This is a genomic window from Methylorubrum podarium, from assembly GCF_040270385.1.
GTDB classification, from domain to species: Bacteria; Pseudomonadota; Alphaproteobacteria; order Rhizobiales; family Beijerinckiaceae; genus Methylobacterium; species Methylobacterium podarium.
The window spans coordinates 33,479-55,934 of the sequence record NZ_JBELQE010000057.1; the positions used below are offsets into that span (position 1 = coordinate 33,479).

The 22,456-nt window shown below is 69.3% G+C and carries 24 protein-coding genes; 16 read left to right on the forward strand and 8 right to left on the reverse strand.

All coding sequences use genetic code 11. The annotated features are described in order from the left end of the window. Nucleotides 1-48: 48 nt before the first annotated feature. Nucleotides 49-495 carry a ribosomal maturation YjgA family protein gene (locus ABS772_RS09750; protein WP_350394084.1) on the reverse strand — a complete coding sequence of 149 codons (447 nt, stop codon included), beginning with the start codon at nt 493-495 and terminating at the stop codon, nt 49-51. A 127-nt stretch (nt 496-622) separates the two neighbouring features. On the opposite strand from ABS772_RS09750, the gene prfB reads away from it, so the two are divergent. Beyond that, nucleotides 623-1,751 (forward strand): peptide chain release factor 2 gene (prfB, locus tag ABS772_RS09755; protein WP_096485929.1). Its coding sequence is split into 2 segments (ribosomal slippage): nt 623-691 and nt 693-1,751, totalling 1,128 coding nucleotides; the frame shifts between segments, so codons are not numbered across the junction. A gap of 195 nt (nt 1,752-1,946) precedes the next feature. On the opposite strand, the gene ABS772_RS09760 is transcribed toward prfB, so the two are convergent. After that, nucleotides 1,947-3,122, reverse strand: coding sequence for a M23 family metallopeptidase (locus ABS772_RS09760; RefSeq protein WP_350394086.1), 1,176 nt, complete (start codon nt 3,120-3,122; stop codon nt 1,947-1,949). Between the two features lie 165 nt (nt 3,123-3,287). Next, the gene (locus tag ABS772_RS09765; protein WP_238256417.1) at nt 3,288-3,755 is read right to left on the reverse strand and encodes a peroxiredoxin; all 468 of its coding nucleotides are present in this window, start codon (nt 3,753-3,755) and stop codon (nt 3,288-3,290) included. Nucleotides 3,756-3,905: 150 nt separating this feature from the next. Here ABS772_RS09765 and ABS772_RS09770 point away from each other — a divergent pair, with 150 nt between their 5' ends. Together ABS772_RS09770 and ABS772_RS09775 are read left to right on the forward strand one after the other, a co-directional pair. After that, nucleotides 3,906-7,361: an AsmA-like C-terminal region-containing protein gene (locus ABS772_RS09770; protein WP_350394089.1), complete on the forward strand. Its 3,456-nt coding sequence runs from the start codon at nt 3,906-3,908 to the stop codon at nt 7,359-7,361. 259 nt (nt 7,362-7,620) lie between these two features. Next, nucleotides 7,621-8,130: a chlorite dismutase family protein gene (locus ABS772_RS09775; protein WP_350394091.1), complete on the forward strand. Its 510-nt coding sequence runs from the start codon at nt 7,621-7,623 to the stop codon at nt 8,128-8,130. A 258-nt stretch (nt 8,131-8,388) separates the two neighbouring features. On the opposite strand, the gene tyrS is transcribed toward ABS772_RS09775, so the two are convergent. Then, complete coding sequence (tyrS, locus tag ABS772_RS09780) at nt 8,389-9,660, reverse strand: tyrosine--tRNA ligase (protein WP_350394093.1); 1,272 nt, start codon at nt 9,658-9,660, stop codon at nt 8,389-8,391. 139 nt (nt 9,661-9,799) lie between these two features. Between tyrS and ABS772_RS09785 the strand changes: the two genes are divergently transcribed. Together ABS772_RS09785 and ABS772_RS09790 are read left to right on the forward strand one after the other, a co-directional pair. Further along, nucleotides 9,800-10,933: an anhydro-N-acetylmuramic acid kinase gene (locus ABS772_RS09785; RefSeq protein ID WP_350394094.1), complete on the forward strand. Its 1,134-nt coding sequence runs from the start codon at nt 9,800-9,802 to the stop codon at nt 10,931-10,933. A gap of 7 nt (nt 10,934-10,940) precedes the next feature. After that, nucleotides 10,941-11,546 (forward strand): DUF3578 domain-containing protein, encoded by a 606-nt coding sequence (locus ABS772_RS09790; RefSeq protein WP_350394095.1) that lies wholly within the window; start codon nt 10,941-10,943, stop codon nt 11,544-11,546. Between the two features lie 4 nt (nt 11,547-11,550). On the opposite strand, the gene ABS772_RS09795 is transcribed toward ABS772_RS09790, so the two are convergent. Together ABS772_RS09795 and ABS772_RS09800 are read right to left on the reverse strand one after the other, a co-directional pair. After that, nucleotides 11,551-11,841, reverse strand: a complete 291-nt coding sequence (locus tag ABS772_RS09795) for an addiction module antidote protein (RefSeq protein ID WP_238256411.1) — start codon at nt 11,839-11,841, stop codon at nt 11,551-11,553. Then, nucleotides 11,838-12,140 carry a type II toxin-antitoxin system RelE/ParE family toxin gene (locus tag ABS772_RS09800; RefSeq protein WP_350394096.1) on the reverse strand — a complete coding sequence of 101 codons (303 nt, stop codon included), beginning with the start codon at nt 12,138-12,140 and terminating at the stop codon, nt 11,838-11,840. Before ABS772_RS09800 ends, ABS772_RS09795 begins: the two co-directional genes overlap by 4 nt. A 132-nt stretch (nt 12,141-12,272) precedes the next feature. On the opposite strand from ABS772_RS09800, the gene aroC reads away from it, so the two are divergent. Continuing rightward, complete coding sequence (gene aroC / locus ABS772_RS09805) at nt 12,273-13,373, forward strand: chorismate synthase (RefSeq protein WP_350394097.1); 1,101 nt, start codon at nt 12,273-12,275, stop codon at nt 13,371-13,373. Between the two features lie 35 nt (nt 13,374-13,408). Beyond that, nucleotides 13,409-14,485 (forward strand): 3,4-dihydroxy-2-butanone-4-phosphate synthase, encoded by a 1,077-nt coding sequence (gene ribB, locus ABS772_RS09810; protein WP_350394098.1) that lies wholly within the window; start codon nt 13,409-13,411, stop codon nt 14,483-14,485. Nucleotides 14,486-14,540: 55 nt separating this feature from the next. On the opposite strand, the gene ABS772_RS09815 is transcribed toward ribB, so the two are convergent. Then, on the reverse strand, nt 14,541-15,470 hold the full coding sequence (locus tag ABS772_RS09815; RefSeq protein ID WP_350394147.1) for a histone deacetylase family protein: 930 nt from the start codon (nt 15,468-15,470) through the stop codon (nt 14,541-14,543). A gap of 300 nt (nt 15,471-15,770) precedes the next feature. Here ABS772_RS09815 and ABS772_RS09820 point away from each other — a divergent pair, with 300 nt between their 5' ends. The 9 genes from ABS772_RS09820 (at nt 15,771) to ABS772_RS09860 (ending at nt 21,603) form a co-directional block, all read left to right on the forward strand. Then, entirely contained in the window at nt 15,771-16,421 is a 651-nt protein-coding gene (locus ABS772_RS09820; RefSeq protein ID WP_350394100.1) for a L,D-transpeptidase, read from the forward strand. 172 nt (nt 16,422-16,593) lie between these two features. Beyond that, entirely contained in the window at nt 16,594-17,052 is a 459-nt protein-coding gene (locus tag ABS772_RS09825) for a hypothetical protein (protein ID WP_350394102.1), read from the forward strand. A 227-nt stretch (nt 17,053-17,279) separates the two neighbouring features. Next, nucleotides 17,280-19,283, forward strand: a complete 2,004-nt coding sequence (locus ABS772_RS09830; RefSeq protein ID WP_350394103.1) for an acetyl/propionyl/methylcrotonyl-CoA carboxylase subunit alpha — start codon at nt 17,280-17,282, stop codon at nt 19,281-19,283. A gap of 24 nt (nt 19,284-19,307) precedes the next feature. Then, nucleotides 19,308-19,538 carry a hypothetical protein gene (locus ABS772_RS09835; RefSeq protein ID WP_350394105.1) on the forward strand — a complete coding sequence of 77 codons (231 nt, stop codon included), beginning with the start codon at nt 19,308-19,310 and terminating at the stop codon, nt 19,536-19,538. Beyond that, nucleotides 19,535-19,669 carry a hypothetical protein gene (locus ABS772_RS09840; protein ID WP_350394106.1) on the forward strand — a complete coding sequence of 45 codons (135 nt, stop codon included), beginning with the start codon at nt 19,535-19,537 and terminating at the stop codon, nt 19,667-19,669. The genes ABS772_RS09835 and ABS772_RS09840 overlap by 4 nt, the downstream gene beginning before the upstream one ends. A 29-nt stretch (nt 19,670-19,698) precedes the next feature. Further along, nucleotides 19,699-20,130: a gamma-glutamylcyclotransferase family protein gene (locus ABS772_RS09845; RefSeq protein ID WP_238256403.1), complete on the forward strand. Its 432-nt coding sequence runs from the start codon at nt 19,699-19,701 to the stop codon at nt 20,128-20,130. Between the two features lie 120 nt (nt 20,131-20,250). Then, nucleotides 20,251-20,535 carry an acylphosphatase gene (locus ABS772_RS09850; RefSeq protein ID WP_350394109.1) on the forward strand — a complete coding sequence of 95 codons (285 nt, stop codon included), beginning with the start codon at nt 20,251-20,253 and terminating at the stop codon, nt 20,533-20,535. Between the two features lie 101 nt (nt 20,536-20,636). Then, nucleotides 20,637-21,350: a DUF599 domain-containing protein gene (locus ABS772_RS09855; protein ID WP_238254552.1), complete on the forward strand. Its 714-nt coding sequence runs from the start codon at nt 20,637-20,639 to the stop codon at nt 21,348-21,350. Beyond that, nucleotides 21,340-21,603: a DUF3253 domain-containing protein gene (locus ABS772_RS09860; RefSeq protein WP_238254553.1), complete on the forward strand. Its 264-nt coding sequence runs from the start codon at nt 21,340-21,342 to the stop codon at nt 21,601-21,603. The genes ABS772_RS09855 and ABS772_RS09860 overlap by 11 nt, the downstream gene beginning before the upstream one ends. 7 nt (nt 21,604-21,610) lie before the next feature. On the opposite strand, the gene ABS772_RS09865 is transcribed toward ABS772_RS09860, so the two are convergent. Beyond that, nucleotides 21,611-22,411, reverse strand: a complete 801-nt coding sequence (locus ABS772_RS09865) for a YdcF family protein (RefSeq protein WP_350394149.1) — start codon at nt 22,409-22,411, stop codon at nt 21,611-21,613. Between the last annotated feature and the right edge of the window lie 45 nt (nt 22,412-22,456).

Sequence of the window (22,456 nt, forward strand, 5' to 3'; positions counted from 1 at the left end):
GCCAGCCGGTTCAAAGCCGCCAGATCGCGGATCACGACCGACCTCAGATCACGAGAAATCAGCGGGTCGGATCTTGATATTCCCTCGAGTTGGCTCGAAGGCGATGTCCGCAGCGCCGGGCGAGTCCAGGGCGTCGGCGATGCTTCGCCGCCGACCGGTCGGTGGCCGCGTCCCTGCGTCGAGCGCCGCCGCCAGCCCGATGCCGATGGCGTAGGCCAGCACGTTCCAGACCGAGAAGATACGCCCGAGCAGCAACTGGCCCGCAAGCGTCAGCCGAAATGCATCGAGTCCCGGCGTATGGACGAGCCGGAACAGCTCGACCAGCACCGCGACGGCCAGCGCCACGGCGGCGAGCCGGATGGGTCGGGCAGCGGGCCGGACGAAGGCGACGAGCCCGTAGACCATCGCGCCCCACATCACCGAACCCGCGTATTTGACGACCTCCCTCGGCAGGCCGAGCGGCAGAAAACGCACGCCGACGCCCGCCGCGATCACGATCAGGACGGCGACGAAGAGGTGAAGGCGGCGGGATGGAGCGTCGGGCATCGCGGATCGGCGGTTTACAGCGCAGAGGGCGCCCGGTATCACCCCCGGCCACACTGATAGTCGAGTTTCACACCAGATGCGCGCCGAGATCGAGCAGGCCTCGGATGCCGCCAAGCAGTCTATAGGACTGCTGAGGAGGCATCTTTGACTGGGACACCGTCGATAAACGCCTCGCGGAGCTGAACGCCGCGTCCGAGAACCCCGACCTCTGGAACGATCCGGAGGCGGCGCAGAAGGTCATGCGCGAGCGCCAGGAGCTCGACGAGGCCGTCACTGCGATCAAGAAGCTCGAGCAGGATCTCGAGGACGCCGCGACGCTGATCGAACTCGGCGAGATGGAGGGCGACCAAGCCTCCATCACCGAGGGCGAGAATGCGATCAAGGCGGTCGAGAAGGAGGCCGCGAGCCGGCAGGTCGAGACCCTGCTCTCGGGCGAGGCCGACGGCTTCGACACCTATCTCGAAGTCCATGCGGGCGCCGGCGGCACCGAGAGCCAGGACTGGGCCAATATGCTCCAGCGCATGTATGCCCGCTGGGCCGAGCGCCGGAAGTTCAAGGTCGAGATCGTCGAGATGACCGACGGCGAAGAGGCCGGGATCAAGGGCGCGACGCTTCTGATCAAGGGCCACAACGCCTATGGCTGGCTCAAGACCGAGTCCGGGGTGCACCGGCTGGTGCGGATCTCGCCCTACGATTCGAACGCGCGGCGGCACACAAGCTTCGCCAGCGTCTGGGTCTATCCGGTGATCGACGACCGGATCGAGATCGAGATCAAGGAATCCGACTGCCGCATCGACACCTACCGGTCGTCGGGCGCGGGCGGCCAGCACGTCAACACGACCGATTCGGCGGTGCGCATCACGCACAATCCGACCGGCATCGTCGTGGCCTGCCAGCAGGAGCGCTCGCAGCACAAGAACCGGGCGACCGCCTGGAACATGCTGCGCGCCCGCCTCTACGAGCTGGAGCTGAAGAAGCGCGAGGAGAAAGCCAACGCCGAGGCCGCCGCCAAGACGGATATCGGCTGGGGTCACCAGATCCGGAGCTACGTGCTTCAGCCGTATCAGCTCGTGAAGGACCTGCGCACCGGCACGCAATCGACCGATCCGGACGAGGTGCTCGACGGCGACCTCGACCCGTTCATGGAAGCCTCGCTGGCACAGCGCGTCTTCGGCGGCGGCGAAGAGGTCGCGGACATCGACTAGGACGGTTTCCGCCTGATCGCTTCGGCCGCCGCCTCTCTCCTCCCCCTTGCGGGGAGGAAGCAGGAGGTGGGGGTGGCTCAGAATGAGGCGGTGCGGTGCCGTCTGCACCACCCCCACCCCGAACCCCTCCCCGCAAGGGGGAGGGGACAGACCATGGTCTGACCGAAGCGATCGACCAAAAGCCGTCTTACGACATCAATCCGCGAAGACGAGCTGCGCCCCGGCGCGCAGGAAGCGCTGCGGATCGACCGGCTCGCCGTCGATGCGGGTTTCGTAATGGAGGTGGCTGCCGGTGGAGCGGCCGGTCGAGCCCGCGAAGCCCACCACGGCGCCCGCCTCGACCCGCTGTCCGACCGAGACGGCGGTGCCCGAGAGGTGCGCGTAGCGGGTGACGAGGCCGCGGCCGTGATCGACCTCGACCATGTTGCCGTAGCCGCCGGCATATTCGGCCGCCGTCACGCGCCCGGCGGCGGTGGCCTGGACGGGAGCGCCGGTCTCGGCGCGCATGTCGACGCCGGTATGGAGCGCGTAGCCGCGGGTGAACGGATCGAGCCGCGCACCGAAGCTGCTTGTGAAGGAAAGCTCCCCCGGCAGGGGCTGGCGGAAGGGGAGGGCGGCCGCCACCCGGCGCAGATGCGTCTCCTCGTCGATCTGGCGCCGGGCATCGGCTAGACCGCGCTCGAACGCATCGGAGCCGAGGGGAACGAGCGGACCGCCGACACCGGCCGGCGGCGCCTCGAACCGGGCCGGCGAGAGGCCGGTGCGGGCGATCAGATCGCGGAATCGCTCGGCGCTGCGGGCAGCCTGCTGGGCGATGCCGGCGACGGCGCGCGACTGCGCCTCGGCGACGCGATGAAGCCCGTCCTCGAGGCGCGACAGGCGCGCGGCCGAGTCGGGCCCGACGGCCTCGACGCGATCTTCCCCGCCCATACGGAGCCCCGGCGTCGGGAACGGCTTCTGGATACGGGGCGCCGGCTCCGCGAGCGGAACCGGAGCGGGCGCAGGAACATCGAGGCTCGCCGCCGCCCCGCCGAAGCCGGCGAGCAGTCCCTGGCGCTTCTCGATCAGGGCCTGCCGCTCGATGAGTGCCGTGAGCCGGCTCTCGACCCCGCCGCGCGCCGCGGCGCCCTCGGCGGCGGAGCGGTCGAGCGCGCGCTGGAGCGTTCCGAGCCGCTCCTCGTAGGCGAACTGCATAGCGCTCTGCCGGGAGACGAAGCGCGCCAGCACCTCGTCGTGAAAGACGAGGTAGTAGCTCGCCCCCGCTGCCCAGATTGTCGAGACGGCGAGCCCGAGGCTGAGAGCCGCGACGAGACGGCTTTGGGGGAGGGAGAAGAGGCCCGCGCTGCGGCGGGCCGGGGCAGTCGATGTCATGGCACGTCGGTCGGTCGGTGACGCGACCGATGACAGACGATTAAGGTTAAGGAAGCTTAGCGCCTCGTATCGGAAAGGAGCCGTCGGCTTTTGGAAAAGACGTCGCAAGGCCAAGCAGCGAGCGGGGTCGTCAGAGTCTCCGACCCCGACGACGACGCTTCGTTGTCACGCGAGAGCCTGGGCCGCCGCCAACACCTCCTCGACATGGCCGGGCACTTTGACCTTGTGCCAGATCCGCGCGATCCGCCCCTCGCGGTCGATGAGCAGGGTCGTACGCTCCACGCCCATGTACTTCCGGCCGTACATGCTCTTCTCGACCCACACGCCGTAAGCTTCCAGCATCGACTTGGATTCGTCGGAGGCGAGCGGAAAGGTCAGGCCGTACTTCGTCCGGAACTTGTCGTGGCTTTTGACGGAATCGGGCGACACTCCGATCACGGTCGCTCCCGCCGCGGCGAAGGCGTCGCTGTGAGCATTGAAGTTCTGCGCCTCCAGGGTGCAGCCGCTCGTGTCGTCCTTGGGGTAGAAATAGAGCACGATCTTGTGACCGCGCAGGCTCTCCAGAGAGATGGTTTCCCCACCCGCCCCCGGTAACGAGAACAGGGGTGCGGCATTGCCGGGCTCCAGCGGCATCTCGCCTTCCTTTCGGCCGATTGATGGTGTGCCTGATCTGATGCACGCAGACTTCCCGGGACGCCATGCCGGAATGGCTTGAATCCTGAGGACAGACGCCGCGGCAAACGGACCTTCGCCCGAACCTACGGGTGCAGCAGCGAACGAATGATGGATCAGGAAACGGCCAGGACCCTGCTCCAGCAGGCGGTCGAGACCCCTGCGCCGCGTGAAGCGCGTCGCCGGCGGCGTCGGCCGGTCCTCTGGTGCGCGCTGCTGCTCGTGTTCCTGCTCGGGCTCGGCGGCGGTCTCGTGGTGCTGCGGCTGTCGCAGGGGCCGCTCCGCATCGACGGCCTCACGCATCAGGTCGCCGAGGCGGTGGCGGGCCGCTTCGGCCCCGGCTGGCGCGTGGCGTTGCGCGACAGCGCGCTCGAACTCGACAGCGAAGCCTCCCTGGCTCTGCGGGTCGGCGGGCTCGACATCTACAACCCGGAAGGCGCGCTGGTGGTGCGCGCGCCGCTCGCGGTGGTGAGCCTCGATACCTGGAGCCTGCTGCGCCTGTCGGTCCAGCCGCGCTCCATCGAGTTCCGCGACATCGAGATGACCGCCCTCGTCCACGACGACGGCTCCATCGCCTTCGCCGCCTCCGCGCCGACGCACGGGGGCGCGGCGGGCGAAACGGCCAAGCCCCATACCCTGCCGAGCGTGGACGCCGCCCGCGGCACCGTCTCGCCGGTCTCGGCGGCGGTCGCCTCGATCTTCGGCGTTGTGCTCGATCCGGCCGGCGTCATCGGCGCCCTCGACCGGGCACGGATCACCAACGGGCGCCTGAACCTCGTCGACGACGCCCGGCACCAAGCCACCTTCGAGCGGGTGAACGGCCTGTTCCGCCGCGGCACCAGCGACGATTCGCGGGTGTTCGAGCTGCGCATCGACGGGCCGAACGGCGAGTGGCGCTTCGGCGGGCGCGTCCACGAGGTCGGCGCGGGCCGGCGCGCGGGCGTGATCACCCTGGACGACCTGCCCGTCAGCGACCTGCTGCTGCTGTCCGGCCGCTCGAAGATGCCGGTGGACACCGACCTCAAGGTCTCGGCCAAGGCCGACGTGGCGCTGTCGGGCGGCCGCATCGAGACGATGAAGGCCGAGGTGAAGACCGGCGGCGGCACGCTCCTCATCGACGAGAAGGACTTCAACCCGGTCGTCATCGACGAGTTGCGCGCCGAGGCGGCCTGGGACGAGGCCCGGCGCGCCCTCGCCATCTCGGCGATCGACTACAAGGGCGGCGGCAACGACGCGCACCTGACCGGCGCCTTCGCCATCGGGCCGCCCGGCGCCGAGGACGCCTGGACCCTCGACTTCGCCGGCAAGGACGCCCTGCTGCGCGGCGCCGCCCGCAGCGACCCGTCCTTCCGCGTCGGCGAGATCAGCGGACGGATCACCGGCCGGGCCGGGGGCGTGAACATCGAGTCGATCGCGATCGCGGGCGACGGCCTGCACGGCCGCCTGAGCGGGACGGTCGGAACGCGGGCCGACGACGACGGCCTCACCCTGCACATCGTCGCTGGCGACACCGACGGCCGCAAGGCGCTGCGGCTGTGGCCGGAGAACATCGCGCCCGGCGTGCGCAACTACCTCGTGGACGAGCTGCGCGGCGGACGGCTCGATCAGGCCGATATCCAGATCGACCTGAGCGGCCCGGAGCTCGCCGCCGCGACCCGCGGCGACCCGATGCCGGATCAGGCGCTCACCGTCGCCTTCGCGGTCTCGGATGCGGGCCTCACGATCTCGCAGGACGCGCCGCCGCTCAGCCGCGGCCGGGTCGCCGGCACGGTCACCGGCCGGACCACGACCATCCAGAACGCCACCGCCGAGATCCGCCTCTCCGACGCGCGGATGCTGACGATCTCGGACGGCTCCTTCCTGATCCGCGATCCGCAGCCGGACAAGATCATCGCCCAGCTCGGGTTGCGGCTGTCCGGCTCTGCCGACTCGCTCGCCGCTCTCCTCGAAACCCCGATGTTCAAGGGGCTCACCGGGGCCGACATCGATCCGGCCACGATCAAGGGCAAGGCGGACCTGCGGCTCGACGTGCCGCTCAACCTCAAGCACGTGCCCGATCTCGCCGAGATGCCGGTGACGCTCACCGGGACGCTGACCGAGTTCAGCATGGACAGGGCGGTCGGCAAGGATCGCTTCGAGGCGGGCCGCTTCGCGATCTCGTTCGACCGCAGCGGCTTCGCCCTCAAGGGCGATGGGAAGCTGCTCGGGGCCGCCGTCGCCATCGACCTGAGGCAGCCCAAGCCCGGCAGCCCCGGCGAGGCGGTGGTGAGCCTGACCCTCGACGATGCCTTCCGGGCCAAGCGCGGCCTGCCCACCGCGCCGCAGCTCGGCGGCGTCATCCCGGCTCGCGTCGTGGTGCCGGTCGGACGTCCGGCCTCCGCCGGCAAGCCGCCGGCCCGGGTCGAGGCGGACCTGACCCGCGCCTCGATCAACGGCCTGATGCCCGGCTGGAGCAAGCCGGCGGGCAAGGCCGGGCGCCTCGGCTTCACCCTCGTGGAGGGGCCGGGCGGCGCGATGGAATTGCGCGACATCACCCTCGACGCCGCCCCGGCGCTCGCCCGCGGCAGCGCGACGATCTCGGCCGAGGGCAATCTGGAGCGGGCGGAGCTGACCGCGCTCAAGCTCTCACCGGGCGACGACATGCGCGTCAGCCTCGACCGGGCCGGCTCGACCTACAAGGTGGCGGTGAAGGGAGCCGTGGTGGACGCGCGGCCCTTCCTGAAGAGCATGACGGGCGACGACGGCAAGAGCAGCAAGGATCCCGGCAAGGAGATCGAGGCCGACGTCGCCGCCAGCATCCTGGCGGGCTTCAACGGCGAGTCGCTGACCAACGCGACCCTCAAGGCGAGCTTCAAGGGCGGCGACCTACGCGCCGCGCAGTTCAAGGGCCGCTTCGGCGCCGCCCCGCTCAACGCCGTGGTTCGGAACGAGCGCGGCGCACCGCTGCTCACCCTCGATTCCGCCGATTCCGGCGCGACGCTGCGCTTCCTCGACATCTACAAGCGGATGTATGGCGGGCGGCTCGCGCTCAACATCTATCTCAACGACGGCCCGCAGGCCGGCGTCGTCCAGATCAAGGACTTTGCCCTGCGCAACGAGCCGGCCCTGTCGAGCATCGTCGCCCAGGCGCCGCCGCCCTCGGACGGGCGGCGGACCGCGCCCAACGCCAACGATGTCGGCTTCGACAAGATGCGGGCGAACTTCACCCGCAACGGCCCGCGGGTGAGTTTTTCCGACGCGGCGATCTCCAATCCGGCCATGGGCTTCACCGCCGCCGGCTGGCTCGACACGGCGAAAGAGCGCACGCAGATCGACGGCACCTTCGTGCCGCTCTACGGGCTCAACAACGTCGTCGCACAGGTGCCGCTGTTCGGACCGCTGCTCGCAGGCGGCAGCAACGAGGGCCTGTTCGCGGTCAACTTCGCCGTGTCGGGGCCGATCGCCAAGCCGACGGTGAGCGTGAACCCGCTCTCGGCGGTCGCCCCCGGCTTCCTGCGCAAGCTCTTCGGCGCCGGCGGCGGCGACGCCTTTGCCAACGGCGCGCCGCAGGGCTTGCCGGAGCAGTAGGGGCGCAACCCCGTCAGCTCGATCTCACGCGGGGCCGCCATCCCCCCAACCTCCGGCATCGCGCACGCAATCGGGGCACGGGCCCGAGCCATTCACGTCACGGTGTCGATCGCGCCGCTCATCAATCCCGGTCCCCGGAAGGCCTGAGATTTGCCTCTCCCAGGTGCAGGGCGGCCCATCGACCACAGAACATCACATGCCTACTCCCATTCGGGTTGACTTCATCGCGGGAGCATCCGGCCCATGGCAGATCGACTCCATGCGGACGGTCATCGGCTCAGGACTGCCAGAAGCATCGCGGCTCATCATTTCCGAAGGCCGTAGCGACGAACCTCTCACCGACCATGCATGGATTTTGAAGGGGGTGACGAGCAACACCCGTTACACGGAGAGGCCGGAGGTCGAGGCATTGGCTTCGAAGCAAGTGGGACTCGCCCGCCCGGACGCCACCTGTGCCGCGCTCATACCCATTCGCAAAACGGCGGCCTGGTGGGATTTGGCCCAGAACGAACGCCGTGCCATTTTCGAGGAACAGTCCCATCACATCAAGATAGGTCTGGACTATCTCCCGGCGGTTGCCAGGCGGCTCCATCACAGCCGAGAACTCGCTGAGCCGTTCGATTTTCTGACGTGGTTCGAATTCGCGCCTCAGCATGCGAACGAGTTTGAGGACATGGTCGATCGGTTACGTCAAACGCCCGAATGGCGCTATGTCGATCGTGAAATCGACATAAGGTTAAGTCGACACCATGAGGCCATGAAGTCTTGATGATGCATACCAAGTCGGTCTGGTCGCTAGCCTCGACGATCCGCCTGGATTGATGGAAAGCCAGACCGGCCAAGCCTCGGAATGTTCGGGGTTGGCTGGAGAGAATCGAAAGCGGCCCTGGCACTGTCGAACGCGTTGAGTCCCGAGCTTCGGCGCCTTCGCCGATCGAAGCTCGGTTCGCTCCACCCCATCCGCCGATCGCGATGGCGCCACCTCGCTTTGCCGCGACTCGCGACGGCGGGAGGTCCTGAGGGATCCCTATTCCGGCCGCAGCAGCACGTGCTTCTTGCGCCCGAACGAGAGCTTGACCACGCCGTCCGCCGTCAGGTCGCCGAGGCCGAGCAGGGCCCGCTCGTCGCTCACCTGCACGTCGTTGACCCGCAGGCCCCCACCCTTGATCTGGCGGCGCGCCTCGCTCGTGGACGGCACGAGCCCCGCATAATCCGGTCCGAAGGCGGTGAGCACCCCGAGGCCCGCCTCCAGCACCGCCCGCGGCACGGAGACGCTCGGCAGCGACTGCGCCAGCGTGCCCTCGACGAAGGTCTTGCGCGCGGTCTCGGCGGCCGCCTCGGCGGCCTCCTTGCCGTGCATCAGGCCGGTCGCCTCGGTGGCGAGGATCGTCTTCGCCTCGTTGATCTCGGCGCCCCGGAGCGCGGCGAGACGCTCGATCTCGGGGAGCGGCAGCAGCGTGAACAGCTTGAGGAAGCGGCCGACATCGGCGTCCTCGGTGTTCCGCCAGAACTGCCAGTAGTCGTAGGGCGAGAGCATCCCGGCATCGAGCCAGACCGCGCCGGCCGCCGTCTTGCCCATCTTCGCGCCCGAGGCCGTGGTGAGCAGCGGGCAGGTGAGCGCGTAGAGCTGCGGCGTGCCCATGCGGCGGCCGAGATCGATGCCGTTGACGATGTTGCCCCACTGGTCCGAGCCGCCCATCTGCAGGCGGGTGCCGAAGCGGCGGTTCAGCTCCACGAAGTCGTAGGACTGGAGGATCATGTAGTTGAATTCCAGGAACGACAGTTCCTGGTCGCGCTCCAGCCGCATCCGCACGCTGTCCATCGACATCATGCGGTTGACCGAGAAGTGGCGGCCGATGTCGCGCAGCATCTCGATGTAGTTGAGCTTCGTCAGCCACTCGGCGTTGTCGACCATCACCGCGTCGCCCGCGCCCTCGCCGAAGCTGAGGAAGCGCGAGAAGGTCTGCTTGATGCCGTCCTTGTTCGCCTCGATCTGCTCCAGCGTCAGGATCTTGCGCGCCTCGTCGCGGCCGGACGGATCGCCGACGCGGGTGGTGCCGCCGCCCATCAGCACGACCGGCTTGCCGCCGGTCCGTTGCAGCCAGTGCAGCATCATGATCGAGAGCAGGTGGCCGACATGGAGCGACGCCGCCGTGCAATCGTAGCCGGTATAGGTCGTGAGACCGCCCTCCGCCGCGAGCGCGTCGATGCCGGCCAGATCGGACGCCTGATGGATGTAGCCGCGCTCCTGCAGCACCCGGATGAAGTCGGATTTCGGCGCGAAGCTCTCGGCGGTCATGATGATCGGTCTCGGATGGTTTGGCGGCGCGACAGGGGCGCGGCCGGAATGCTATCCCGCGAGGGGACGCGCTCGCGGGCGCTCTTAGCAGGGCAGGCCGCGAAAGGCACGAGCCGGGATTTCGGGAGACAGGACGGCCATGGCGATGAAGCGCGCGATCGGCCTGATGAGCGGCACGTCGCTGGACGGGATCGACGTGGCGCTGATCGAGAGCGACGGCGAGCGCATCCGCGTCGTGAAATCCGCCAACGGCTTCATCGCGCCGCTCGGGCCGACGGGCTACCGCGGCTACGGCGAGGACGAGAAGGCGCTGCTGCGCGAGGCGACCCGCGACGCCGAGGCCATCCGCGACCGCGACGACCGGCCCGGACGGCTGGGGGAGGCGGAGGCGTTCGTCACCCGCGCCCATGCCGAGGCCGTCGAGGCGTTCCTGGCCGAGAACGCGCTTCGGCCCGAGGACATCGACGTGGTCGGCTTCCACGGCCAGACGGTGATCCACCGGCCGCGGCTCGGCATCACGGTTCAGGTCGGCGACGGCGCGGCTCTCGCCCGGCGCCTGCGGATCCGGGTGGTCTCCGACATGCGCGCCAACGACGTAGCGCAAGGCGGACAGGGCGCGCCGCTGGTGCCGGTGTTCCACAGGGCGCTGGCCGAGGCCGCCAGCTTTGCCGGGCCGCTCGGCATCCTCAACATCGGCGGGCTCGCCAACGTCACCCTGATCGATTCGAAGGGCGCCATGCTCGCCTTCGATACCGGGCCGGGCAACGGGCCGATCAACGACTGGATGAAGGAGCGCGTCGGCGCCGACCACGATGCGGACGGCGCCACCGCCGCCCGCGGCACGGTGGATGGGGCGCTTCTCGAAAACCTGCTCGGCCACCCGCTGATCCTGCGCACGCCGCCGAAATCCCTCGACCGGAACTGGTTCTCCCACCGGCTCGCCGGCTACCTCACGGTCGAGGACGGCGCGGCGACCCTCACCGCCTTTTCCGCCCACGCGGTCGCCCGCAGCCTCGCTTTCGCCCGCGAGCGCCCGATCCGCTGGATCGTCGGGGGCGGGGGCGCGAAGAACCGCACATTGATGGCCATGCTGGAACGGCTCCTCGACGCCGAGGTCATGAACGCCGACGCGATCGGCTGGTCCTCGGACTTCCTGGAGGCGCAGGCCTTCGCCTACCTCGCGCTCCGCGCGCTCGAAGGGCTGCCGCTCACCTATCCAACGACGACAGGGGTGAGCGCGCCGGTGACCGGCGGAGTGATTTCCGGCCCGTGAGCCCCTCGTGAGTCTTGGCCACGCCCTGCGCCGCATCGTCGAGGGATACCCGCTCGCGCGCACCGATCCGCCGGCCGGGCATCCCCTCGCGCATGTGATCCGAAAAGGCGCGCCGGACGAGCTGCGCCGGGCGCTCGCCCCGCTCGACGGGCCGTTCCTCGTCAAGGGCAGCCCCGGCCGCGGCAGCCGCTGGGCGGCGGTGCCGTGGCTCGCGGTGTTCGACCCCGCGGTGACGACGAGCGCCACGACGGGCTACTATCTCGTCTACCTGTTCCCGGCGCACCGGGAGGCGGTGCACCTCTCGCTGGCGCAGGGGACCGTGGCGGCGATCCGCGCGCACGGGCCGCGCGCGGGTGCGCATCTGCGCGAGAGCGGTGCGCGCTTGCGGGAGCGGCTTTCGGATTTCTCGGGCGCTCTGCCGATCCCGGCGATCACGCTCGGCAGCGCAGGCGAACTGCCCGAGGGCTACGAGGCGGCCCACATCCTCGGCCTGACCTACGATCTCGACGCCCTCGCCGACGAGCGGCGGCTGCACGCCGACCTCGCCACCGGCATCGCCGCCTACCGAGCGCTGAAGGCACGGGGCGGGCTCGATCTTCCGGCGCAACGCTGACGCGTCATCGAGAAGCGGCGACGGACGCGCTGAGGCGGACGTTCAGGGCGTTGAGGACGCGTAAAGCGGTGTCGAGGCTCGGATTGCCGTCATCCGACAGCGCCCGGTAGAGGCTTTCCCGCGACAAGCCCGTTTCGCGGGCAATCTGGGTCATGCCGCGGGCGCGCGCCGCCACGCCGAGCGCCCGACGAAACAGTGCGGCATCGCCTTCCTCAATGGCCGCAGCGAGATATTCGGCGACGGCCTCGTCACTGTCGAGGAATTCAGCCGAATCGTAGGGGCTCAACTCGGTCATGGCTTTCCTTCCAGCGTCACCGCGAGGGATTTCGCACGGGCGATGTCGCGCTTCTGACTGGATTTGTCCCCTCCACAGAGAAGGATGACGAGGGTTCGATCACGATACGTGAAGTAGATCCGATAGCCCGGCCCGTAGTCGATCCTCAGCTCGCTGACGCCTTCGCCGACCGGCTTCGAGTTACCCTCATGGCCGAGTGCGAGGCGGTCGAGCCGCACAGCGATCCTTGCCTTCGCACGATCATCGCGAAGTCCTCTGAGCCAGTCCGCGAAGACGCGGGTTCGGACGATCTCTGGCATGATAGATCGTAGCCCATAGGCTACATTTCTGCAACAGGCTTCGCGGTCGAGCCGATGCCCGCCTGCACCCGACAGACCGATGAGTGGGTGGAATTTGTGCCGCCCCGCATCCCGCGCTAAGGCACGCGCGCCATGTCGCACAACACCTTCGGCCACCTTTTCCGCGTCACCACCTTCGGCGAGAGCCACGGGGTGGCGCTCGGCTGCGTGGTCGACGGATGCCCGCCCGGCCTTCCCCTGGACGCCCAGGAGATCCAGGCGGAACTCGACCGGCGCAAGCCCGGCCAGTCGCGCTTCACCACGCAGCGGCGCGAGCCTGACCAGGTGAGGATCCTGTCGGGCGTATTCGGTGACGACCGCACCGGCGGGCGTCAGCTCACCACCGGCACGCCGATCGCGCTGATGATCGAGAACACCGATCAGCGCTCGAAAGATTATTCCGAGATCCGCGACAGCTACCGCCCCGGCCACGCCGACTACACCTACGACGCCAAGTACGGTTTTCGCGATTACCGCGGCGGAGGCCGCTCCTCCGCGCGGGAGACCGCCGCGCGGGTCGCGGCCGGCGCCATCGCCCGCAAGGTGATCCCCGGCATCACCATCCGCGCCGCCCTGGTGCAGATGGGGCCGCACGCGATCGACCGCGCGAACTGGGACTGGGAGCAGGTCGGCAGCAACCCGTTCTTCTGCCCGGATGCGACGGCGGCCGCGCTCTACGAGACCTATCTCGACGGGATCCGCAAGGACGGCTCCTCGGTCGGCGCGGTGATCGAAGTCGTGGCCGAAGGCGTGCCCCCCGGCCTCGGCGCGCCGATCTACGGCAAGCTCGACGCGGATCTCGCCGCGGCGATGATGTCGATCAACGCGGTCAAGGGCGTCGAGATCGGCGACGGCTTCGCGGCGGCGCGCCTACGCGGCGAGGACAACGCCGACGAGATGCGCGCCGGCAATGACGGCCGGCCGCGCTTCCTCGACAACCATGCCGGCGGCATCCTCGGCGGCATCTCGTCGGGCGAGCCGGTGGTGGTGCGCTTTGCCGTGAAGCCGACCTCCTCGATCCTGACGCCGCGCCGGAGCGTGAACCGGGACGGTGCGGAGATCGACCTCGTCACCAAGGGCCGTCACGACCCTTGCGTCGGCATCCGCGCCGTGCCGGTGGCCGAGGCGATGATGGCCTGCGTGCTGGCGGACCACTATCTTCGCCATCGCGGCCAGGTCGGCGACCGCGCCTGACCCGCCCTTTCGAACCGCTGAACGAGACGAAGCCCGTGCCCCATTGCAGCGTCACCGAGGCCATCGAGGCCTTCGCCCGCGGCGAGATCGTGGTCGTCACCGACGACGACGACCGCGAGAACGAGGGCGACCTCGTCGTCGCCGCCTCGCTCTGCACGCCGGAGAAGATGGCGTTCATCATCCGCAACACCTGCGGCATCGTCTGCGCGCCGATCACCCTCGACGAGGCGCGCCGCCTCCATCTCGACCCGATGGTGGCCTCCAACGACGCGCCGCTCGGCACCGCCTTCACCGTCACGGTCGACGTGCGCCACGGGCTCACCACAGGCATCTCCGCGGAGCAGCGCTGCAACACGGTCCGCGCGCTCGCCAACGGGAACATGGGCGCGGGCGATTTCGTGCGGCCCGGCCACGTCTTCCCGCTCATCGCCCGCGACGGCGGCGTGCTGATGCGCTCCGGCCATACCGAGGCGGCGGTCGATCTGTGCAAGCTCGCGAGCCTGCCGCCGGTCGGCGTGATCTGCGAACTCGCCAACGACGACGGCACCGTGATGAAGGGGCCGCAGATCGACGCGTTCGCCGAGCAGCACGGCCTCAAGCGCGTGTCGGTCGCCGACCTCATCGCCTACCGCCAGGCCCGCGACCGGCTGGTGGAGCGGGTCGGCACCTTCCCGGTGAAGACCGAGTTCGGCGCGATGACCGGCTACGCCTACGTCACGCCGTTCGAGCCGATCCAGCAATTCGCCTTCGTCCACGGCGCCATCGGCGACGGCCGCAACGTGCCGGTGCGCCTGCACCGCTCCAACGTCGTGGCCGACGTCATCGAGGGCGGTCAGCAGATCGAGAGCGTCATGCGCCGCTTCGCCAAGGAGGGAAGGGGTATCCTCGTCTACCTGCGCGACGGCACCGCGGGTGTGCCGCTCAACCGCTACGCGGAGGAGGGCGCCGAGGCGCAGCGCGTGCGCCAGTGGCGCGAGGTGGGCCTGGGCGCGCAGATCCTGCGCGACCTCGGCGTGGTCTCGATCCGCAACCTGTCGTCCTCGTCCCGCGCCTATGTCGGCCTCTCGGGCTTCGGCATCGAGCTGGTCAGCGAGGAGCCGCTGGAGGGCTGAGCGGCGCCCCAAACCGTCGTCCCGAAGGCCGGAGGCTGGTCTTCGGGGCCGAAGGTCACCGCCCCATCAGCGCGTCCACATGGGCGGCCACCGAGCGGGCGAGCCCGTCGAGGCTGTAGCCGCCCTCCAAGATCGAGACGACGCGTCCCTTGGCGTGGCGGTCGGCGACCTCCATCAGGCGCCGCGTCGCCCAGCCGAAATCGGCCTCTTCGAGCTGGATGTTGGCCAGCGGGTCGAGCTTGTGCGCGTCGAACCCGGCCGAGATCACGATCAGGTCGGGGGCGAAGGCGTCGAGCCGCGGCAGGATCCGCGCCTCGAAGGCCTCGCGGAAAATCTCGCTGCCGTCGAAGGCCGAGAGCGGCGCGTTGACGATGGTGTCGTGGTCCCCCCGCTCGCCCGTCGAGCCGGTGCCAGGGAACAGCGGCATCTGGTGGGTCGAGGCGTAGAGCACGCTCTTGTCGGACCAGAAGATGTCCTGCGAGCCGTTGCCGTGGTGGACGTCCCAATCCACCAGCGCGACGCGGGTGGCGCCGAACGCCTTCTGCGCGTGGCGCACGGCGATCGCCGCGTGGTTGAACAGGCAGAAGCCCATGGCACGGGTGAGTTCGGCGTGGTGGCCGGGCGGGCGCATGGCGACGAAGGCGTTGGCGCACTCGCCCTTCATCACCGAATCGACGGCGTGGTTCGAGCCGCCGATCGCGTGCAGGCAGGTATTGAGCGTGCCCGGAGACATCAGCGTGTCGCCGTCGATCTGGAAGAACCCCTCGTCGGGCGAGGCCGCGACGATGGCCTCGACGTAGGATGCCGGGTGGGCGAGTTCGGCGACCGACGCCTCCGCCTTCGGCGCGTGGCTGCGGACGAGGGCGGCGAAGCGCTCGTTCTCGAGGGCGCTCTCGACCGCCTGCATGCGGGCGGGCCGCTCCGGATGTCCGGTCGGAACCACGTGTTCGACCGCGCTCGGATGGGTGACGTAGAGGGTGCTCAGGGCCGTTTCTCCCAGGGTGCGCGAAGCGTCGATGCCGGGGCCCGGCGATCCTACCTCGTCACGCGCCGCCCTGCGGAGGCAGGACGGCCTTGTCGTTGCCGATGCGATGCTCCCGGTTCGCGCCGGGACCCACCGCCTCGTTCCCTCGAACTTGTCGATCTTGTCGCCCGCGCGCAACAGGACAAAGCGGGACAGCGGCCCGGATCGCTCTCTTCCGCACAGGGCCGCTTCCCGGCCCAAGCTTAGCCATAAAGTCGCTCTCAACCTGCGGTGGCCTCCTCGCACGACCGACCACCCGCCATGCGCTCCTCGTCCGCCCTCATCCTCCTCGCGGGCCTCGTGCCCCTGACCTCCGGCCTGGCCGGCTGCCAGTCGCGGACGGCGCAGGTCGCGCCGCCCGTCCAGGCGGTCGCCGAACTGCCCGCCGTCCCGCCCCTGCCGCCGGGGCCGGAGCGGGACGCGGCCTGGATGAAGCTCGCGCCGAAAGCGCCCCTCGATCCGGCCTTGGCCCGCACCACGGTCGATTTCGCGACCCGCGAGCCGGTCGGCACCATCATCGTGGACACGACCGAGCGGCGACTCTACCTCGTCGAGCCCGGCGGCAAGGCGATGCGCTACCCCGTCTCCGTCGGCCGGGCGGGGCTCGCATGGACCGGGCGGGCGGAGATCGACCGCAAGCTCGAATGGCCGGACTGGAACCCGGCCCCGGAGATGATCGGCCGCCATCCCGATCTGCCGCCGCGCCTGGAAGGCGGTCCCTTCAGCCCGATCGGCGCCCGCGCGCTCTACCTCGCGCAGAACCGCAAGGACACGCTCTACCGCATCCACGGCACCAACGAGCCGGAGACGATCGGGCAGGCGGTGTCCTCGGGCTGCATCCGCATGCTCAACGAGGACGTGATGGACCTCTACGACCGCGTGCCGGTCGGGACGAAGGTCGTGGTGCGATGAAGAGAGTCTTACTTTTCGAGAGCAAGATTTCCGAAAGGCTCAATCGTGAGCCTACGTTTACCTGAACACGGGTTCAGATTTGGCCATTAACCTCTTCGGGTGTTGTCGGTCCGTATTGTCAGCACAGACACGGACAAACACCGGCAACACGGGGCCGGGGAGGCATCAGACCATGACCAACACTGCGCTTGAACTGTTCTGCACCCGCATCGTCGATGCCGGCCGCCTGACCCAGGACGACGTCCGCGAGCTCGCCCGCGAGATCCTGCCCGACGGCATCATGGGCCGGGAAGAGGCCGACCTGCTGCTCGCCCTGGACCGTGCGGTCGCCGAGACGCACGAGGGCTTTTCCGCCTTCGTCGCCGCCGAGGTCGTGAACTTCGCCGTCTACGGCGAGCGCCCCACCGGCATTATCACCCGCGAGATGTCCGCGTGGCTCTCCGCCTCGATCGCCGGCCGCAAGGGTCCGACCGCGCTCGGCACCCGGATCGCCATGGAGATCGTGCGCGAGGCCGACACCAGCGACGAGGCGCTGATCGCCTTCGCCCTCAAGGCCAAGAGCACCCTGGCCAAGAGCATGATGGACGAGCCGGCCGAGAGCTGCGCCGGTCGCCTGCCCTGCGCTGCATGATGTATTCAGATTTGAGGGCAAGTTCGCCTTCGGCAACGACACCGCGGCCAGCAACCGAGCCGCGCCGAAATTCGAATTGATAGCCCCTCAATCGAATTTCACCGAAGCTGGCCTTTTGAGGTGTGCGGCACAGCTTCCGTCTCTCGCGCAACTGCTTTATCGGGAGGGGTTCGGGCTTGCCTTCGGGAGGGGCAGGCCAGGACAGTCCCCCTCAAGAAGCGGCTGCGATGTTCGATAAGATCCTGATTGCCAACCGGGGCGAGATCGCCTGCCGTATCATCAAGACCGCCCGGAAGATGGGCATCAAGACGGTGGCCGTGTACTCGGACGCCGACCGCGATGCCGTCCACGTGGCGATGGCCGACGAGGCCGTCCATATCGGCCCGGCGCCCGCCGCGCAGTCCTACCTCCTGATCGACAGGATCATCGACGCGTGCAAGCGGACCGGCGCGCAGGCGGTCCACCCGGGCTACGGCTTCCTCTCCGAGCGCGAGGCCTTCCCGAAAGCGCTGGCGGAAGCCGGCATCGTCTTCATCGGCCCGAACCCGGGCGCCATCGCCGCCATGGGCGACAAGATCGAATCGAAGAAGGCCGCGGCCGCGGCCAAGGTCTCGACGGTGCCGGGCTTCCTCGGGGTGATCGAGAGTCCTGAGCACGCCGTGAAAATCGCCGACGAGATCGGCTATCCCGTCATGATCAAGGCGTCCGCCGGCGGCGGCGGCAAGGGCATGCGCATCGCCGAGTCGGCCGACGAGGTCGCCGAAGGCTTCGCCCGCGCCAAGTCCGAGGCGTCGTCCTCCTTCGGCGACGACCGCGTCTTCGTGGAAAAGTTCATCACCGATCCGCGCCACATCGAGATCCAGGTGATCGGCGACAAGCACGGCAACGTGATCTATCTCGGCGAGCGCGAGTGCTCGATCCAGCGCCGCAACCAGAAGGTCATCGAGGAGGCCCCGTCGCCGCTCCTCGACGAGGAGACCCGCCGCAAGATGGGCGAGCAGGCGGTCGCTCTGGCAAAGGCCGTGAACTACGACTCCGCCGGCACGGTCGAGTTCGTCGCCGGCCAGGACAAGTCGTTCTACTTCCTCGAAATGAACACCCGCCTGCAGGTGGAGCACCCCGTCACCGAGATGATCACCGGGCTCGACCTCGTCGAGCTGATGATCCGGGTCGCCGCCGGCGAGACGCTGCCGCTGACGCAGGACGAGGTGAAGCTCGACGGCTGGGCGGTGGAGAGCCGCGTCTACGCCGAGGACCCGACCCGCAACTTTCTGCCCTCGATCGGCCGGCTCACGGTCTACCAGCCGCCGGAGGAGGGTCCGCTCGGCGGGGCGATCGTGCGCAACGATACCGGCGTCGAGGAGGGCGGCGAGATCGCGATCCACTACGATCCGATGATCGCCAAGCTCGTCACCTGGGCGCCGACGCGGCTTGAGGCGATCGAGGCGCAGGCGACGGCGCTCGATGCCTTCGCCATCGACGGCATCCGCCACAACATCCCGTTCCTCGCCACCCTGATGGCCCATCCGCGCTGGCGCGAGGGCCGGCTCTCGACGGGCTTCATCAAGGAGGAGTTCCCGGAGGGCTTCTCCGCCCCCGCGCCGGAGGGGCAGGTCGCCCGACGGCTCGCGGCGGTGGCGGCGGCGATCGACCACAAGCTCAACATCCGCAAGCGCGGCATCTCCGGCCAGATGCGCGACCCGAGCCTGCTCACCTTCCAGCGGGAGCGCGTGGTGGTACTCTCCGGTCAGCGCTTCAACGTCACCGTCGAGACGCAGGACGACGACCTTCTCGTCACCTTCGACGACGGTACGGCGACCGCGGTGCGAAGCGACTGGCGCCCCGGCGATCCGGTCTGGAGCGGCACGGTCGCCGGCGCGCCGGTGGCGATCCAGGTCCGCCCGCTCCTCAACGGCGTCTTCCTGCAGCATGCGGGTGCGGCGGCCGAAGCGCGGGTCTTCACCCGCCGCGAGGCCGAGCTCGCCGACCTGATGCCGGTCAAGGAGAACGCCGGTTCGGGCAAGCAGCTCCTCTGCCCGATGCCGGGCCTGGTCAAGCAGATCATGGTCGCGGAGGGCCAGGAGGTGAAGAACGGCGAGCCGCTCGCCATCGTCGAGGCGATGAAGATGGAGAACGTGCTGCGCGCCGAGCGCGACGGCACCGTCTCGAAGATCGCCGCCAAGGAAGGCGACAGCCTCGCCGTCGATGCGGTGATCCTGGAATTCGCCTGATCGGCGCGGTCGTCGTCGGCCGCCGTGAATCAGATCCACAACGAGCAGACGAAGCTTCTGGCGACCGGCCTCAACAATGTCGCCGTCGCCTTCGTGGTGATCGGCGGCGTCACGCCGGTCACCGCGATGAGCTTCGGCGTCGCGAGCGCGCCGAGCCTCAGCTTCGGAACCGTCGCGTTCGCCACGGTTTGGCTCAGTGCGGGCGTTGCCGTACATTGGGCGGCACGACGCGCCCTTCGGAGCCTCAAGCCGTGAGTTCGGGCGAGATTTTTGTGATCTTCGTCATCCCCGCGGTCGTCGTGGCGATGGCATATGCCGCCGTCTTCGCGAACGAGCGAGCGGTGAAACGCGCTGTCGAGCGCGAAAAGCACGCGCCCGGCGAGTAGCCCCGCCATCCGCATTCCTCTCCAGACACATGCCGCTCTACTTCGCCTACGGCGCCAACATGGACGCCGCCGCCATGGCGCAACGCTGCCCGGCCTCGCGGCTGATTGGGCGCGGGCGCTTGCCGCGGCACCGCTTCATCATCATGCGGGAGGGTTGGGCATCCGTGGTGCGGGCACCGGGCGCGACGGTGTGGGGCGTGCTGTGGGAACTCGCGCTCTCCGACGTGCCGGCGCTGGACCGCTACGAGGGCGTGGCGGGCGGGCTCTACGTGAAGGCCTACCAGCCGGTCGTCACCGATGGCGGGACGAAGCGCGCCCTGATTTATCTCGGCCGCAGCCAGGCCGGCGGGCTGCCGCGGCCGGGCTACCTCGAAGCCGTGCTCGCCGCGGGGGCGGCGGCGCAATTGCCCGGCCTGTATCTCCAGGAGATCCGCGGCTGGCAGCGGCGCGCTCCGGCCTGATCGGCCCGCGGCCGAGCCCGCCGCGACGCGGTCGGCGGCGTCCTCCCCGTCCGGCCGCTATAGTATCGTGACCAAGACCGGCGGGCTCCCGCCGATCGGAATTCGTGAGATCCAGTCACCTTGACCACCGACAGCAAGTCCATCCGGGTCGTGATCCGTGGCCGCGTGCAGGGCGTGTCCTACCGCGCCTGGACCAAGAAGCAGGCAGATCGGCACGGCGTCGCCGGCTGGGTCCGCAACCGTCCCGACCGCACCGTCGAAGCGTCCTTCACCGGCCCGGCCGAAGCGGTCGACGCGCTCCTCGCCGCCTGCCGGCGCGGCCCGTTCGCGGCGCGCGTCGACGGCATCGACGTAAGCGACGAGGCCGAGCCGGCCTCGGGCGAGGGTTTCGAGATCCGCGCCTAGACAGGTCAAGGGCTTGCCCGCCGGGCCTCCGGCCTGTAGCCGCCGGGGCAGCATTCCGAGCCCGACCGGCAGGACGACACCGCGATGACGACGCCCTGACCATGTGGGACCTCCACGCCTTCTCCCCGCTCGACTTCGCGGCGCTCGTCTTCTTCGTGGCAGTCTGGGCCGGCTACAGCTTCGCGGTCGCCCGGCGGCGGGGGGACCGGCTGAGCCTCAGCCAGATCATGAACCGGCAGCGGCGCAACTGGGCGGTCCAGATGATCGCCCGTGACAACCGCGTCGTGGACACGACGATCAACGCCTCGCTGCAGAACGGCACCGCCTTCTTCGCCTCGACCTCGCTGATCGCGCTCGGCTCGGTGCTGACGCTCTCGCGCTCGGGCGACGACGTGCTGAACCTGTTCTCGGCGCTGCCCTTCGGCACCGTGACCACCCGCCAGACCTGGGAGATCAAGGTCGCCGGGCTCGCGGTGGTGTTCGTCTACGCCTTCTTCAAATTCGCCTGGGCCTACCGGCTGTTCAACTACGGTGCGATCCTGATCGGCGCGGTGCCGCCCAAGGGCTCGGGCGCCCCCGAGGCGGTGATGCGGCGCGCGGCCGAGCGGGCCGGCGCGATGAACGTGGCCGCGGGCTCGCATTTCGCGAAAGGCCAGCGTGCCTTCCTGTTCGCGCTGGCCTATCTCGGCTGGTTCGTGAGCGCGCCGGTGATGATGCTCGCCACCGCCAGCGTGGTCTGGGTGATGTGGCGGCGCCAGTTCGCCTCGCCGATCCGCGCCGCCCTACTCGCCGAGGAGGATTCCCATGGCCGATGAGGCCGCTATCGAAGAGACGATGCTGCGTCTCGTCAGCGAGCGGGGCGCGGAGAAGACCTGCTGCCCCTCCGAGGTCGCCCGCGCGCTGGGCGGCCCCCATCCCGACGGCTGGGGCCCGCTGATGCAGCCGGTCCGCCGCGTCGCCGTGCGGCTGACCAAGGAGGGCCGGGTGCAGATCCTGCGCAAGGGCAAGCCGGTGCCCGACCCGGACGATTTTCGCGGGATCTATCGCCTGAGCCTGCCGCGGACGTAGGCGCCGCTCACGGCCCCGGCATCACCTCGTCGGTGTAGCCGGCGAGCTTGTAGGCCAGCATTCCGATCCACTCCTTCACGCCGATATCGAGCTCCCCCAGGCCGTCGGACGCGAAGGTGGCGAAGCGGTAGGCGTCGCGGGGCCAGTTGGTGCGGTAATCGACCGGGTAGGCGGTCACGTCGAATCCAGCCTTGCGGAAGCAGCCCATCGCCCGCGGCATGTGCCAGGCGGAGGTGACGAGAAGCCAGCGCTCGCCCGGCTTGGGCTGTACCATGCGCGCGGAGAACACCGCGTTCTCCCGCGTGTTGCGCGATTGCTGCTCCAGGATCAGACGGTTGCGCGGCACCCCGAGGGTGTCGGCGTAACGGCTGACGATCTCGGCCTCCGAGATCGCGTCCTCGCGCATGCTGCCGGCTCCGCCAGAGAAGACGAGCCGCGCCTGCGGAAAGCGCCGGGCGAGGTCTCCGAGCGCGATCTCCCGTTCGCCGGCATCGTTCACGGTGATCTGGTTGCGGCCGATCGATGTATCCGCCTCGACCGCGCCGCCGAGTACGACGATGCCGGCGACCGGCCGCCCGTCGTCATCGGCGAAGGCCGGAAAGCGGTTCTCCAGCGGCGCCAGGATCCAGGCCGAGAGCGGCGACAGCCCGACGACGAGAAGCCCGAGGAAGCCGGCGATCGTGAGAGCTCGCCCGAAACCGCGGCCGAACTCGGTGAAGAGCAGGACGCAGCCAAGAAGCCCCAGCAGAATCAGGAAGTTCGACGGCGTGAGGACGAAGAAGATCAGCTTCGAGAGCGGGAAGAACATGGTCTTCTTTCGTCCGGGGTTCGGCACGGCATCCGTCACGGGCTG

Coding starts and splice junctions, on each gene's coding strand:
- ABS772_RS09760 (WP_350394086.1), bottom strand. CDS start 3,122: ATGACATCGACTGCCCCGGCCCGCCGCAGCGCGGGCCTCTTCTCCCTC.
- ABS772_RS09765 (WP_238256417.1), bottom strand. CDS start 3,755: ATGCCGCTGGAGCCCGGCAATGCCGCACCCCTGTTCTCGTTACCGGGG.
- ABS772_RS09770 (WP_350394089.1), top strand. CDS start 3,906: ATGGATCAGGAAACGGCCAGGACCCTGCTCCAGCAGGCGGTCGAGACC.
- ABS772_RS09775 (WP_350394091.1), top strand. CDS start 7,621: ATGCGGACGGTCATCGGCTCAGGACTGCCAGAAGCATCGCGGCTCATC.
- tyrS (WP_350394093.1), bottom strand. CDS start 9,660: ATGACCGCCGAGAGCTTCGCGCCGAAATCCGACTTCATCCGGGTGCTG.
- ABS772_RS09785 (WP_350394094.1), top strand. CDS start 9,800: ATGGCGATGAAGCGCGCGATCGGCCTGATGAGCGGCACGTCGCTGGAC.
- ABS772_RS09795 (WP_238256411.1), bottom strand. CDS start 11,841: ATGACCGAGTTGAGCCCCTACGATTCGGCTGAATTCCTCGACAGTGAC.
- ABS772_RS09800 (WP_350394096.1), bottom strand. CDS start 12,140: ATGCCAGAGATCGTCCGAACCCGCGTCTTCGCGGACTGGCTCAGAGGA.
- aroC (WP_350394097.1), top strand. CDS start 12,273: ATGTCGCACAACACCTTCGGCCACCTTTTCCGCGTCACCACCTTCGGC.
- ABS772_RS09820 (WP_350394100.1), top strand. CDS start 15,771: ATGCGCTCCTCGTCCGCCCTCATCCTCCTCGCGGGCCTCGTGCCCCTG.
- ABS772_RS09825 (WP_350394102.1), top strand. CDS start 16,594: ATGACCAACACTGCGCTTGAACTGTTCTGCACCCGCATCGTCGATGCC.
- ABS772_RS09830 (WP_350394103.1), top strand. CDS start 17,280: ATGTTCGATAAGATCCTGATTGCCAACCGGGGCGAGATCGCCTGCCGT.
- ABS772_RS09845 (WP_238256403.1), top strand. CDS start 19,699: ATGCCGCTCTACTTCGCCTACGGCGCCAACATGGACGCCGCCGCCATG.
- ABS772_RS09855 (WP_238254552.1), top strand. CDS start 20,637: ATGTGGGACCTCCACGCCTTCTCCCCGCTCGACTTCGCGGCGCTCGTC.
- ABS772_RS09860 (WP_238254553.1), top strand. CDS start 21,340: ATGGCCGATGAGGCCGCTATCGAAGAGACGATGCTGCGTCTCGTCAGC.
- ABS772_RS09865 (WP_350394149.1), bottom strand. CDS start 22,411: ATGTTCTTCCCGCTCTCGAAGCTGATCTTCTTCGTCCTCACGCCGTCG.